The sequence below is a fragment of the Lactobacillus sp. RTP31084st1_F9_RTP31084_210423 genome (assembly GCF_040919545.1).
In the GTDB taxonomy this organism is placed as follows: Bacteria; Bacillota; Bacilli; order Lactobacillales; family Lactobacillaceae; genus Lactobacillus; species Lactobacillus paragasseri.
Genome location: NZ_JBCOVH010000001.1, coordinates 632,768 through 647,234, shown reverse-complemented (window position 1 = coordinate 647,234; position 14,467 = coordinate 632,768). Strand labels below are relative to the sequence as shown.

Genomic DNA, 14,467 nt, shown 5'->3' with positions numbered 1-14,467 from the left:
TTTAGTTGAACTCCTTCTTAATTGCTTCATATGCTGCTTCTGGATTAGTTGCTAGGGTAATCGGACGTCCCACTACAATCGCGGTTGAACCCCATTCTTTTGCCTGGGCTGGCGTAGCTACTCTAGACTGATCATCTTTGGCATTTCCTGCTGGGCGAATGCCAGGAGTTACGTATAAAAAGTCGTCACCAACATTTTGACGCAAATTCTTAACTTCTAGCGGTGAACAAATTACTCCATCAGCGCCAGCCTTTTTAGCAGTTTCAGCTAGACTTAAAACCTGCTGCTTCATTGATAAATTACAATTTTGTTCTTCGTGCAAAATATCATCAGAAATTGAAGTTAATTCTGTAACAGCTAATAATTTAGGGATGTTTTTACCGACAGGTGTGCCAGCAATTAAACCTTCTTTTGCTGCTTTAATCATTTGACTGCCGCCAAGAGCATGAACTGTAGTATAAGTGATTCCTAATTGAGCTAGGGCTTTAGCCCCATTGTAAACAGTATTAGGTATATCACTCATTTTTAAATCTAAGAAAATTTGATAGCCTTGCTCAGATAAATTTCTAACAATTGCAGGACCTTCATTGAAAAAGAGTTCCATTCCAATTTTAATAAAAACATTTTCTGGTTTGCCTAACTTAGGTAAGAGTGCATTTAATTTCTTTTCATTGTCTAAATCTAAGGCAACGATAACTGGTCTTGTCATTTTTCCTCCATAAAAAAAGTCTACACCGAGCGCAGAGAGACACTAGGTATAGACTTTCCCAGATAATTTAAGCCAATAATTTTTAACTTGCGGTCTCTCTGTACCGTTTAAAGTTTAATCAAAATGAAGTTTAGCACCTTCGGTCAAGAATTACAAATAAAATTTTTAACTTTGAAAAAAACAAAAAAGCGTGTACAATCAGTTCTTGAAAAATAATCGAATGACCGTGAGCATTCATTTTGGAGGAAAATATGATTAATACGCATGTAAAATTACCAGGATTAGATTTAAAGAATCCAGTTATGCCAGCAAGTGGAACTTTTGGCTTTGGAGATGTTCCAGCAGCTAAGAAGTTTGATTTAAATGATTTAGGAGCAATGGTCATTAAGACTACTACTCCTCATGCAACAACAGGCAATCCTCAGCCACAAATAGCTGTTTTAGATACTGGAGTTTTAAATTCAGTTGGATTAACGAATCCTGGAGTTGATGCGGTAATTAAAGATAAGTTAGCGCCTTTACGTCAAAGTTATCCTGCTTTACCAATCATGGCTAGTGTTGGTGGGGAAGATGAAACAGGTTATGTTGAAGTAGCCCAAAAATTATCTGATTCAGGTTTAGTTAATGCTTTAGAGATTAATGTTTCTTGTCCTAACGTAAACCAAGGCGGTATGAGTTTTGGTGTTCATCCAGATGTAGTTGAATCTTTAACAAAGAAAATTAAGGCAGTTACTAATGTTCCTATTTATGTGAAACTAACTCCAAATGTTACTGATATCATACAAATTGCTAAAGCTGCTGAAAAGGGCGGTGCAGATGGTTTGTCCCTAATTAATACTCTTTTAGGGATGGATATTGATATTAAAACAAGAAAACCTGTTTTAGGTCACAATGTTGGTGGTCTTTCTGGAGAAGCAGTTAAGCCAGTTGCGCTTAGAATGGTTCACCAAGTTCGTCAAAGTACAAGTTTGCCAATTATTGGAATGGGTGGAATTAGTTCAGCTCAAGACGTAATCAAATTTATGCTTGCTGGTGCTAATGCTGTTGCGGTTGGAACAGCTCATTTTAAAGACAGTATTGCATCAAAACATATTGCTGATGAATTGCCTAATGAATTAGAAAAACTAGGTATTGACAATATTAATGATCTTGTTAATCAAGTTGAATTTAATTAAATTGCTTGACAAAGAAGATAATTTACAGTAATTTTAAAGCAATGAATGTCCTTTAAAATTAGTCCCGTGAGGCTAGCAAGGCAGGCTTAAATAAGTATTGACTTTACTCTAAGCTCCTAGTCTCTGATACTAGGAGCTTTTTTCATGGGCAAGATCAGGAGGGTAAAAGATGGCAAAGGAAATTTGGGATGCATTAGCAATGAAGCGTGCACTAACTCGAATTACTTATGAAATTATTGAACAAAATAAAGGAACAGATAGTCTGGTTTTGATCGGTATCAAAACGCGTGGTGTTTACTTAGCTAAGAGAATTCATGATCGTATTCAAAAGTTAGAAGACGTTGATGTGCCAGTTGATGAACTAGACATCACACTTTACCGTGATGATCGTCATGATGCGTCCTTGAAGCAAGATCCAGTAATTAATTCAAATAAAATAAGCGTTGATATTAACGATAAGAAGGTTATCTTAATTGATGACGTAATCTATACTGGTCGTACAATTCGAGCAGCAATGGACGCTTTAATGGACGATGGACGTCCTAGTTCAATTAAAGTTGCGGTTTTAGTAGATCGTGGCCACCGGGAATTGCCGATTCGCGCTGATTTTGTTGGCAAAAATATTCCAACAGCAACTGACGAACAAGTTGCTGTTAACATGGTAGAAAAAGACGGTAAGGATTCGGTTGAATTGAAGTCTTTACCAAAATAGTTTAGAAATATTAATTTAATAGTCAACCATTTAATTGACTCCAGAGAGGGCCAGAAGGGTTGCTATATTTTTCGTGTACCAGAATACGAAGAATAGGCCTGGAGCAATTAAATGCTTCAGGCCTTTTGTTTTAGAAGGAATAAAAAATGGAAAAAATAAATCTTGTCAGTTTACCACATTTTGTTAGTGTAGAAAATTTAAGTGTTGAAGAAGTTGAAGCTTTAATTAAGCGAGCAGAGTACTTTAAAAATGGTGGAGCAACACCGCGTTTAACTCAGCCAGTTTATATTTCAAATATGTTTTTTGAAGATTCAAGCAGGACGCATACTAGTTTTGAAATGGCTGAAAGAAAATTAGGCTTAACAGTAATTCCTTTTGATCCAGCACATTCTTCAGTTAATAAAGGTGAAACTTTATATGACACCTCTCTGATTATGGATGCCGTTGGAGTAAATATTGAGGTGATTCGTCACTCACAAAATGAATACTATCAAGATCTCATTCATCCAAAGAAGCATCAACACTTAAATATTGGCGTAATTAATGCAGGTGATGGCAGTGGGCAACATCCTAGTCAATGCTTATTAGATATGATGACAATTCATGAACGCTTTGGTCATTTTAAAGGCTTGAAAGTGGCTATTGTTGGAGACATTACTAATTCACGCGTGGCCAAAAGCAATATGGAATTGTTGACAAGATTAGGTGCAGAGGTTTACTTCTCAGGTCCTGAGTACTGGTATTCAAGTGAATATGATAAGTATGGAAAATATGAGAAATTAGACAAGCTAGTTCCTGAAATGGATATCATGATGCTCTTGAGAGTTCAACATGAAAGACACAGCGGTGATCCGAATGAAAAGAGCTTTGATGCCAAAGCATATCATGAAGAATATGGAATTAATCATAAACGCTACCAAGAACTAAAGCCTGACACAATTATTATGCACCCAGGTCCAATTAATCACGACGTTGAATTAAGTGGAGACTTAGTTGAAAGCGATAAGTGTATGTTTACGCGTCAAATGCAAAATGGTGTGTTTATGAGAATGGCGATGATAGAAGCAGTTTTGCGTGGAAGAAAATTGGGAGGACTTAAGTAATGGCAACTGTAATAAAAAATGGAATAGTTTACCAAAATGGTCGCTTAATTAAAGCTGATGTCTTAATTGAAGGTAAAAAAATAAAGGCGATTGGAATAGATTTAGATGCAGAAAATGTCATTGATGCCCAAGGAATGCTTGTTAGTCCGGGATTAGTCGATGTTCATGTTCACTACCGTGATCCTGGTCAAACTTATAAAGAAGATATTAAAACTGGTAGTCAAGCTGCAGCACGTGGTGGTTTTACAACCGTCGGTGCAATGCCAAATGTTACTCCGGTTCCTAATACACCTGAATTAATGAAGAAGATGGTGGAGGAAAACCAGAGTAAAGGTGTAGTTCATATTTTTCAATATGGCCCAATAACTAACGATGAAACAACTGATATTATTCCTGATTATGCAGCATTGAAAAAAGCCGGTGCCTTTGCCTTGAGTAATGATGGCCACGGCGTACAAACTGCGCAAACAATGTATTTAGCAATGCAAAAAGCTAAAGAAAACAACTTAATCATTGCAACTCATGCCCAGGACGATTCGCTTTTTAACAAAGGAATTGTGAACGAAGGTATAACAGCAGAAAGACTTGATTTACCACCCGTTACTGAGCTTGCGGAAACTACTCAAATTGCGCGTGACCTACTTTTAGCACAAAAGACTGGAGTTCACTATCACATTTGCCATGTCTCAACTAAGACAAGCGTTGAACTGGTGCGCCTAGCTAAAGCACGTGGAATTAACGTAACTTGTGAAGTTGCCCCGCACCACATTTTATTGACTGATAACGATATTCCTAAAGACAATGGTTACTTCAAAATGAATCCGCCACTAAGAAATAAAGAAGATCAAGCAGCTCTTCTAGTTGGTTTGCTAGATGGAACAATTGACTTGATTGCTACTGATCATGCACCACATGCAAAAAAAGAAAAGCAGGGCGGCATGAAAGACGCTGCTTTTGGAATTACTGGAAGCGAAACGGCTTTTAGCACACTCTATACTAAATTTGTAAAAGAAGAAAAAGTTTTAAGGCTTGAACAATTATTAGCACTTCTCAGTGACAAACCAGCTAAAGTGTTTGGAATTAAGAATGCAGGTGTTCTTGAACCTGGTAAAAATGCAGATATTGCAATTTTTGATATTGAGCATAAAACCAAAATTAAGGAAGCAGATTTTAAATCAAAAGGTGTAAATACACCATTTACTGGTCAAAAAGTATATGGTGAAACAGTGATGACGCTTGTTGACGGTGAAGTTGTATATCAAAGGGGAACAAAATGAAGCGCTATTTAATTTTAGAAGATGGGAGTATTTATGAAGGAGAAGCCTTTGGGGCTGACTGCGAAAGCAGCGGTGAAGTTGTTTTTACAACGGGTATGACTGGTTATCAAGAGGCAATTACTGATCAAAGTTATGCTGACCAGATTTTGGTTTTTACTAATCCCTTAATTGGTAATTATGGGATTACCTTAGCAGACTATGAATCACTTGAACCGCAAATTAAGGGTGTAGTATGTCATCAAGTTGCTCGTCATCCAGATAATTGGAGAATGCAAACAACTTTGCCAAAATTTTTAGAAAGACTAAATATTCCTGGCTTACAAGGAATTGATACGCGTGAATTGGTTAAGAAACTTCGAATTCACGGTACCTTAAAAGGAAAGATCACTGATTCTAAAGAAGACGCCACTAAGATTGCTCAAGAATTAAAAGAGCAAAATATTACTCAAGGTGTAATTAGCCGTGTTTCAACTAAGAACTCTTATCCAGTTCCAGGCTCTAAACGTAACATTGTTGTAGTTGATTTTGGAATTAAGCATAGTATTTTACGAGAGTTAGCTGAAAGAGATTGTAATTGCATTGTTTTACCTTACACTGCAAGCGCTGATGAAATTTTAAGTCTTAATCCAGATGGCGTGCTCCTATCTAATGGACCTGGAGATCCAGAAGAAATGGTTGAAGCTGCAAAGATGGTTCAAGAAGTTGAAAAACATGTTCCTTTGTTTGGAATTTGTATGGGGCACCAAGTTTTTGCACTTGCTAATGGTGCTAAAACCTACAAGATGAAATTTGGACACCGTGGTTTTAACCATCCAGTACGAGAAATTGCAACTGGAAATATTGGTTTTACTTCGCAAAATCATGGTTATGCAGTTGATTCTGCTTCAATTGATAAAGAAAATCTGATGATTACGCATGTTGAAGTAAATGACGGGACTGTTGAAGGTTTACGCCATAAAAAGTATCCAGCATTTTCAGTGCAATTCCACCCTGATGCAACACCAGGACCTCATGATGAAGATTCATTATTTGATGATTTCATGTCAATGATTGACCAAAGAAAGGAAGAAGAGCGTCATGCCTAAAAGAACAGATATTCATAAAATTATGGTGATTGGTTCTGGTCCAATTATTATTGGTCAAGCTGCTGAGTTTGATTATTCAGGTACTCAAGCTTGCTTAGCTCTTCGTGAAGAAGGTTACGAAGTGGTTTTGGTCAACTCAAATCCAGCGACAATTATGACTGATACAACCATTGCTGATAAGGTTTACATTGAACCACTAACAGTAGAATCAATTTCTAGAATAATTAGACAGGAATATCCTGATGCAATTCTGCCAACTCTTGGCGGCCAAGTTGGATTGAACATGGCGTTAGCCTTGGCTAAAACTGGAATTTTAGATGAATTAAATATTGAGTTATTAGGAACAAAATTATCTTCAATTGAACAAGCAGAAGATAGAGAAAAATTCAAAGAATTATGTAAAAAATTAGGCGAACCTGTTCCTCCTTCAAGAACTGTTAATACAGTAGAAGATGCTCTTGCATTTGGTGATGAAATTGGATATCCAATCATTGTTAGACCAGCATTTACGATGGGTGGAACTGGTGGCGGAATCTGCCATAGTCATGAAGAATTAGCTGAAATTGCTAAGAATGGTTTAGAGCTTTCTCCAGTGACTGAATGTTTAATTGAAAAATCCATCGCTGGCTATAAAGAAATTGAGTTTGAGGTAATGCGTGACCATGACGATAATGCAATGATCGTTTGCTGCATGGAAAATTTTGATCCAGTTGGTATTCATACAGGAGATTCAATTGTCTTTTCACCTAGTCAAACTTTAAGCGATAAAGAATACCAAATGCTTAGAGATTGCTCTTTACGTTTAATTCGTGCTCTTAAAATTGAAGGTGGTTGTAATGTGCAGCTAGCTTTAGACCCAAATAGTTTTGATTATGACGTGATTGAAGTTAATCCAAGAGTGTCAAGATCGAGTGCTCTTGCTTCAAAAGCAACCGGTTATCCAATTGCCAAGATGGCAGCTAAAATTGCAATCGGAATGACTTTAGATGAAATTAAGAACCCAGTAACTGGAACAACTTATGCAGAATTTGAACCAGCATTAGACTATGTTGTCTGCAAAATTCCACGCTGGCCATTTGATAAATTCTCTAAAGCTGATCGTACTTTGGGTACACAAATGAAAGCAACCGGTGAAGTAATGGCAATTGGTCGAACTGCTGAAGAAGCAATGCAGAAAGCAGTAAGGTCACTTGAAATTGATGAAAAAGATTTATATTCAGAAAAAGCTCATCGGGCAAGTGATGAAGAAATTGAACAAAAGCTAGTTAGAGCACAAGATGATCGTCTCTTTTACTTAGCTGAGGCATTTAGAAGAGGGTACAGTCTTGAAGATGTACACGAATTAACGAAGATTAACTTTTATTTCTTAGATATTGTGAGTCATATGGTTGAAATGGAGAAGACCATTAAAGAAAGTAAGGATAATCTTGAGACTTTACGTTTAGCTAAAAAATATGGCTTTAGCGATCCAACTATAGCTGCTTTATGGGATGAAAAGGCTGATCAAGTTAGAGACTTACGTAAAAAGCAAAATATCATTCCAGTTTATAAGATGGTTGACACCTGTGCAGCTGAATTTGAATCCAAAACACCTTATTTCTATTCAACTTATGATGGTGAAAATGAATCACATAAGTCTGGAAAGAAATCAGTTATTGTTATTGGTTCTGGCCCAATTAGAATTGGACAGGGAGTTGAGTTTGATTATGCCACAGTTCACTGTGTTAAAGCACTACAAAAAATGGGTTATGAAGCAATTGTAATTAATTCAAACCCGGAAACTGTTTCAACTGACTTTTCAATTTCGGATAAACTGTATTTTGAACCTTTAACATTAGAAGATGTCTTGAATGTTTGCGACTTAAAGAAGCCGGAAGGTGTCATTGTTCAATTCGGTGGTCAAACTTCTATTAATTTAGCAGCTGGTTTAGAAAAACATGGAGTTAAGATCCTTGGAACGACAGTTAAAGATCTTAACCGTGCAGAAGATCGTGAACTATTTGACCAAATTATTAAAAAGCTTCAACTTAATCAACCGAAAGGCTTAACTGCTACAACGCATGATGGCGTAATTAAAGCAGCTGAAGAGTTAGGATACCCAGTCTTAGTTCGTCCAAGTTATGTGCTGGGTGGAAAAGCAATGGAAATTGTTTATAATAAGAGCGAACTAGAAGAATACTTACATGATCACGTAGATATTGCAGCTGATCACCCAATTTTAGTTGATGATTACTTAGATGGTCGTGAATGCGACGTTGATGCAATTTGTGATGGTAAAGATGTACTATTGCCTGGAATTATGGAACATATTGAACATGCAGGTGTTCACTCAGGTGACTCAATGGCTGTTTATCCACCACAAACATTTACTGATGACGTCAAAGAGAAGATTATGGACGTTACTCGGAAATTAGCGCTTACTCTTAATTGTGTTGGAATTATGAACATTCAGTTTATTGTTAGAAATGGTGAAGTTTACGTAATCGAAGTAAACCCTCGGGCAAGTAGAACAGTGCCGTTTTTGAGTAAAATAACTGGAATTGAAATGGCGCAAGTTGCAACTAGAGTAATTATGGGTGAAAGCTTAGCAGAGCAAGGCTACAGCGATGGTCTTGCTCCAGAGCCAGAAATGATTAGCGTTAAGGCTCCTGTGTTTAGCTTTAGTAAGTTGGCAGATGTGGATTCATATCTTGGACCTGAAATGAAGTCCACTGGTGAAGTAATGGGAAGCGACCATACCTTTGCCAAAGCACTTTATAAGGCCTTTGCAGGAGCAAAGATGCAGCTACCTGAAAACGGAAATGTTTTATTGACAATTGAAGATAGAGATAAAGATAAGATTTTACCAATTGCTAAGCGTTTTGCTAGAATTGGTTATCGAATTTTTGCGACAAAAGGGACAGCTGACTTTTTAAAGAATAATGGCTTGCATGTTGATCTAGTAACCAAAGTTCATGAAAACGAAAATGCAGATGATAATATCTTGAATGAACTGAGGGATGGGAAGATCGACTTAGTGATTAATACTATGGGACATGATATTGAAAAGAACTCAGATGGATTTATTATTAGACAGATGGCTATTCAACAAAATGTTCCCTTGTTAACTGCTCTTGACACAGCTGACGCGCTTTTAACTTCTCTTGAAAATAGATCATTTGCGACAGACGCCTTAAAATAAGAAATTCTTGATTAGGGAAGAGATACAATGGCAAAAGAAATTTGGGATAAGCTTGCAATGAAGCGAGCTCTTGTCAGAATTACGTATGAAATTATTGAAAGAAATAAGGGAGTAGAAGATCTAGTTTTAGTCGGTATTAAGACGCGTGGAGTGTATTTGGCTCGCAGAATGCGTGATCGACTTAAAGAGGTCGAAAAAGTCGACGTTCCAGTAGGTGAATTGGATATTACACCTTATCGGGATGATCGGAAAAATGATTTTAGTCAGGAAAAAATACCTGATTTAGAGCCGATGGACTTAGATATTACTAACAAAAATGTTGTCTTAGTAGACGACGTTCTTTATACCGGTCGCACAATTAGGGCAGCGATGGATGCCTTGATAGCAAATGGACGACCCAAATCGATTTCTGTAGCTGTTTTAGTAGATCGAGGACATCGAGAATTACCGATCAAAGCTGATTTTGTTGGTAAAAATATTCCAACCTCTCTTAATGAACAAGTGTCCGTTAATGTCAGTGAAATTGACGGTGTTGATAGTATTGAATTAATCAATTTAAAATAGAAATTTTAATCAAAGAAAATAAGCTGTATTATCTTCTAGAACAGGTAATACAGCTTATTCTTTTTATTTAATTTTGTGACATTATCTCATAGTAATATTTTTCGTTCATAACATTATATTACTTTTGCACCAAGTGAATTCTTGAAGTGGTCTAATGCCCATTCTTGTCCATGCTCGGTAAATGTTGTAACGCCTTTAGTTGGAATGGTGATGCCATAATTTAAATTATAGGCACTCACTGCGGTATGAAGTACACAAATATCAGTACATACACCGGTTAGCCAAAGATCATCGATTTTACGTTCACGTAGGTAATTATCAAGATTGGTATTTTGGAAAGAAGAGTAGCGATTTTTATTAAACTTATAAATACGTTCGCTAGACTTATGACTTTCGTACCAATCTTTTAATTTGCCATAAAGTTCTTGTCCCGGGGTGCCGACAATATTATGTGGCGGGAAAAGCTTGTATTCAGGGCTAAATTTATCTCCGGTATGACCGTCAGTTGGGAAAATAACGTAATCACCGTTTTCATAAAATTTATCTGCAAGCTCAATTAAATAATCTTCCAAATCTTGGGCAGGTTTGCCGCAGGTAAGAGAACCATTATCTGCAATAAAATCATTAGTATAATCAATAATTAATAGTGCTTTTGTCATGTTGCTTTCCTCAAAATAAAATTCTTAAAACTATCCCGAATTACGTAAGCCAGAAGTTACACCATTGATAGTAATTGGTAAGATGCTTTCGTAAACACCAGCAATGTCATCAACACGATCCCGTTTAATCATCTCAATCTGAATGTAGTTAAGAATATTAAAGTATGGCATCCGGTAATTTAAACTCATTTGAAGGCTTGGATTATCAGCTAGTAGCTCCTTATTACCTTCAATTTGAAGAATAACTTCTTTGGTAAGTTTCCATTCTTGGTAGATAGTGTCAAAGACATTCTTAGTATCTTCATCTTCACATAGGTCCGCATATTGCTTGGCGATATCCATGTTAGATTTTGATAAAACCATATCGACGTTAGAAAGTAGAGAGTGGAAGAATGGCCAGCCCTGATACATCTTTTGTAAAGTTTCTAAGTTGTGAGAATCGGAATCAATAAAGTGCTTAAAGGCAGATCCAACCCCATACCAACCTGGAAACATAATTCTACTCTGTGACCAGGAGAATACCCATGGAATAGCTCTTAAACCAGAGAAGTCAGTGATTTTCTTTCTTGCAGCTGGGCGAGAGCCAATATTTAAGTTGGAAATTTGTTTAATTGGAGTAGCTTGTAAGAAGTAGTCAAGAAAGGCAGGCGTTTCGAAAACTAATTTACGGTAAACTTTATTACTATCAAGTACAATCTTATCCATTGAATCACGGAAGCCACCAATATCATCTTCGCTTACGATTTGCTTAGAAACAATTCGGTCAATCGTTGCTGAAGCAAGCATTTCTAAGTTGTAATAGGCAGTATCTTGATTACCATATTTATTTTGAATGATTTCACCTTGTTCAGTCATTCGAATCCGATCATTAATTGAACCAAAAGGTTGAGCAGTAATGGCTTCATATGAAGGACCACCACCACGGCCAACAGTTCCGCCACGTCCATGCATAAAGGTAATATTAACGCCTAATTTCTTGCCCATTGCAGTTAAATCTTTTTGAGCCTTATAGAGATTCCAGCAAGAAGCTAAGTAGCCACCGTCTTTGTTTGAATCAGAATAGCCGAGCATAATTTCTTGGTAATTGTTTTGAGAAGCAAGCCATTTTTTAACAATATCTAAGTTCAAAAACTCTTTCATGATTTCGCGGGAGTTCTCTAAATCTTCAACTGTTTCAAATAATGGAACTACTTGGATGCGGGCACCTTGATTGTCTAAAAGATCGTATTCTTTGAGCATAATTGCTTGCTCTAATAGGTCAGAAACGCTTTCCGTATGAGAAATAATATGCTGCTTAATTACGTCTTCGCCGATGCGATCTTTAAGTTGACGTGCAGTCTTGTAAATTTTTAATTCTTTTTGAAGTAGGTCAGACTTAGGCTTGTTATTAGCATGTAGATTACGTGGATCGTCATTTAGTTCTTTAAGTAGGACTTGAACTTTTTCTTTTTCTGGTAAATCACTGTAATTATCACAAATTCCAGCACTCTTGAGTAACTCAGCCACACATGCTTCGTTTACGCTAGAATCTTGCCGCATATCAATTGTTGCCAAGTGAAAGCCGAAAATATCAATTGCTTCTAAAAGCTCAGTAAAGAAACTTTTAATGACTGCCTGGTCATGATCTTGTTCAAGTGATTCTTTGATTGTAATTAAATCCGCTTTGAAATCTTGAGGATTCTTATAAACAGGAATCTTATCTAAGTTTTCTAAGTCACGCTTTTTAACAAAACTATTTTTATCAGCTGTACCCAAAAGTTGGTATTCAGTATGAAGCAAGCGACTCTCAATATAGTAAAAGGCACGGCGATAAGGTTCATTGGTTCTAAATGGTGAGTCGTCGTTTGAGAGCTCTGAAAGTTTTTCAACAGCTGAGGAAGTTTTCATATAAGACGTAGACATTGAAATAGTGCGGTAAAGTTTATTTAGTTTTTTGATGTAATATTCAAAAATAACTTGGCTTTGTAAACCTGCACTTAGCTTTAATGTATCAGCTGTTACATAAGGGTTACCGTCCCGGTCGCCGCCAATCCACATTCCCATCGTAATTGGAGTTGCGCCTTTAAGATCTAAATTATGTTTTTTAGCTAATTCTTGATAGCGAGCCGTAAACTTGGTAATTGCTGGAATTAACGCCTTAGGATAGTAAGCTAAAACATTAGTAATTTCGTTAGATACTTGCAACTTGTGACTACGAATAATATCTGTTTGCATTAAAATTTCAATATAGGCACGAAGCTTTTCAGTCCATTCAGCCTGATTGATAGTTCCATTCTTAACTTCACGATAGCTACGTAATAAGCCGTGAATCTGATCGGTTAATTCAAGAACGGTTTTTCTTTGAACTTGAGTAGGATGAGCCGTTAAAACTGGTACAACATTAACATGCTTTAAGATTTCACGAGCGTTCTCTTTTTGTGCAACTAAATCAATTGTATCTTCAAGTTTGCCAAGATAATCTTGATCAGTATTATTGAGCAAGTTAACTTCACTTGCTAATTCCACATCTTCAGAAATATTAACTAATAAGGGTAGGGTTGCAAAGTAGCGAGCAACCACCATCATCTCTTGATTAGTTAAACTAGCAATTTGCTTTTCAAGAGCATCGTAGTCTTTTTGAGCAGAAATCTTGATCAAGTCTTGGATCTTATTAAAAACAACGTCGCCGCTCAATTGACGCGTACTTTCATTAAGCAAGTTGGTCAAAATCTTAACCTCTTCAGCAACCATTGCGTGGTCACTACTGTTTTCTAACTTCTTGATGGACATTAAAAAGTTTCCTCCTTTTTGTGAAAGATTTAACATAAGGATATCACAGATTTGTATGTTTGAATATTAGTTTGAAACATAATTTTTTTGAGCTTTTTCAAACATTGCTAAAACCTTGGTAGCCGAGTTTTCAATCGAAAGTGATTTAGCATAATTTTGATAATTTGAACTCATTATTTTTAAGTCTTGAGGGTGAGTAATCCAGTAATCAATTTTCTGCGCTAAAATTTGCTTATTGCCAGCTGGAAAACGATTTTGAGGACTTAAAGCATAGGCGCTAGTCGAAGAAAGTGGACTTTCTGCAATTACTGGAACACAGCCAGTTGCAAAGGCTTCCATACAAGCCATTCCTTCTACTTCGACATTAGCGCAATGAACAACAATATTTGATTGTTTCATTACCTGTTTTAGTTCATCTCTGCTATAAAAAGCAAGCTGGGCATTAATTTTTAATTTGCGGCAAAGTTCAATATATTCAGACTTTAATGGCCCTTTACCTGCTAAGATGAGACAGATTTTGTTTTTATGTTTGCTGAGTGAAATAGCTTTAATAAGGGTCTTTTGATCTTTTTCATTAGAAAAGCGTCCAATCGAAAGAATCGTGAAGGAGTCATTTTTAAGTTCTCGCTGATTATCTTGTAAGTAATAATCGCTAATGCCGTTTGAAATAGTTATTAATTTAGATTTGAAATGATATTTTTGTAATCTTTGTTTGACTTTAGCTGTTGGACACTGCAAGTAATTGCAATAATTAAAGGTAGTATCACGAAAAAGCTTCATAAAAGTGGAGTTGATGCTAGGATGATCTAAGATAGGAACAGAAGCAGTTAAATTTTCAGGATAAAGGTGAAAAGTACCAGTAATTGGCTTCTTGAATCGTTTAGCAATTTTACCTGCACAAGCGCAAACTGGGAAGGGGTCTTTCAAGTGTACTAGATCGGCCCATTTAACAGCTTTTTCAATGGTTTTCTTTTCAGGTTTAGCAAAATGAAAGCCTTCTTTAGCAATTATATTTTTAAAAATTGGAATCGTCATTATTGGAAGTGGATAGTCAGGCTCTCCACCAGCGATCGAAGCTAGGACACGCACTTCGTGCCCCATTTTTTGAAATTGTTTAACAAAGCGTTGTGTAGAAATTGACATGCCATTGCTTTTATTGAAATAATCATCGATGACAATTAAAATTTTCATGATTATCATCCTCTCTAATACTAGATTTATTTTAACAAGTAA

At 36.4% G+C, this 14,467-nt stretch carries 11 protein-coding genes; 7 read left to right on the top strand and 4 right to left on the bottom strand.

Annotated features, from left to right (window positions below; genetic code table 11):
- Nucleotide 1: 1 nt before the first annotated feature.
- Complete coding sequence (gene pyrF, locus AB5359_RS03220; RefSeq protein WP_048686878.1) at nucleotides 2–709, bottom strand: orotidine-5'-phosphate decarboxylase; 708 nt, start codon at nucleotides 707–709, stop codon at nucleotides 2–4.
- A gap of 251 nt (nucleotides 710–960) precedes the next feature.
- Here pyrF and AB5359_RS03215 point away from each other — a divergent pair, with 251 nt between their 5' ends.
- The 7 genes from AB5359_RS03215 (at nucleotide 961) to pyrR (AB5359_RS03185) (ending at nucleotide 9,806) form a co-directional block, all read left to right on the top strand.
- Complete coding sequence (locus AB5359_RS03215) at nucleotides 961–1,884, top strand: dihydroorotate dehydrogenase (RefSeq protein ID WP_048686880.1); 924 nt, start codon at nucleotides 961–963, stop codon at nucleotides 1,882–1,884.
- Between the two features lie 169 nt (nucleotides 1,885–2,053).
- The gene (gene pyrR / locus AB5359_RS03210) at nucleotides 2,054–2,596 is read left to right on the top strand and encodes a bifunctional pyr operon transcriptional regulator/uracil phosphoribosyltransferase PyrR (protein ID WP_048686882.1); all 543 of its coding nucleotides are present in this window, start codon (nucleotides 2,054–2,056) and stop codon (nucleotides 2,594–2,596) included.
- 146 nt (nucleotides 2,597–2,742) lie between these two features.
- Complete coding sequence (locus AB5359_RS03205; protein ID WP_048686883.1) at nucleotides 2,743–3,699, top strand: aspartate carbamoyltransferase catalytic subunit; 957 nt, start codon at nucleotides 2,743–2,745, stop codon at nucleotides 3,697–3,699.
- Entirely contained in the window at nucleotides 3,699–4,976 is a 1,278-nt protein-coding gene (locus AB5359_RS03200; RefSeq protein WP_048686885.1) for a dihydroorotase, read from the top strand. Before AB5359_RS03205 ends, AB5359_RS03200 begins: the two co-directional genes overlap by 1 nt.
- A complete protein-coding gene (locus AB5359_RS03195) occupies nucleotides 4,973–6,061 on the top strand; it encodes a carbamoyl phosphate synthase small subunit (RefSeq protein ID WP_048686887.1) in 1,089 nt (362 codons plus the stop codon). The genes AB5359_RS03200 and AB5359_RS03195 overlap by 4 nt, the downstream gene beginning before the upstream one ends.
- Entirely contained in the window at nucleotides 6,054–9,242 is a 3,189-nt protein-coding gene (gene carB, locus AB5359_RS03190) for a carbamoyl-phosphate synthase large subunit (protein WP_077410354.1), read from the top strand. The genes AB5359_RS03195 and carB overlap by 8 nt, the downstream gene beginning before the upstream one ends.
- 27 nt (nucleotides 9,243–9,269) lie before the next feature.
- Entirely contained in the window at nucleotides 9,270–9,806 is a 537-nt protein-coding gene (gene pyrR, locus AB5359_RS03185; protein ID WP_003648947.1) for a bifunctional pyr operon transcriptional regulator/uracil phosphoribosyltransferase PyrR, read from the top strand.
- A gap of 113 nt (nucleotides 9,807–9,919) precedes the next feature.
- Here the strand turns inward: pyrR (AB5359_RS03185) and AB5359_RS03180 are convergent, their stop codons facing one another.
- The 3 genes from AB5359_RS03180 to AB5359_RS03170 all read right to left on the bottom strand — a co-directional run bounded on the left by AB5359_RS03180 (nucleotide 9,920) and on the right by AB5359_RS03170 (nucleotide 14,425).
- Complete coding sequence (locus AB5359_RS03180; protein WP_020807294.1) at nucleotides 9,920–10,465, bottom strand: isochorismatase family cysteine hydrolase; 546 nt, start codon at nucleotides 10,463–10,465, stop codon at nucleotides 9,920–9,922.
- Between the two features lie 30 nt (nucleotides 10,466–10,495).
- Nucleotides 10,496–13,234, bottom strand: a complete 2,739-nt coding sequence (gene ppc / locus AB5359_RS03175) for a phosphoenolpyruvate carboxylase (protein WP_144842148.1) — start codon at nucleotides 13,232–13,234, stop codon at nucleotides 10,496–10,498.
- 66 nt (nucleotides 13,235–13,300) lie between these two features.
- Nucleotides 13,301–14,425, bottom strand: a complete 1,125-nt coding sequence (locus tag AB5359_RS03170) for a glycosyltransferase (RefSeq protein WP_048686892.1) — start codon at nucleotides 14,423–14,425, stop codon at nucleotides 13,301–13,303.
- Nucleotides 14,426–14,467 lie beyond the last annotated feature (42 nt).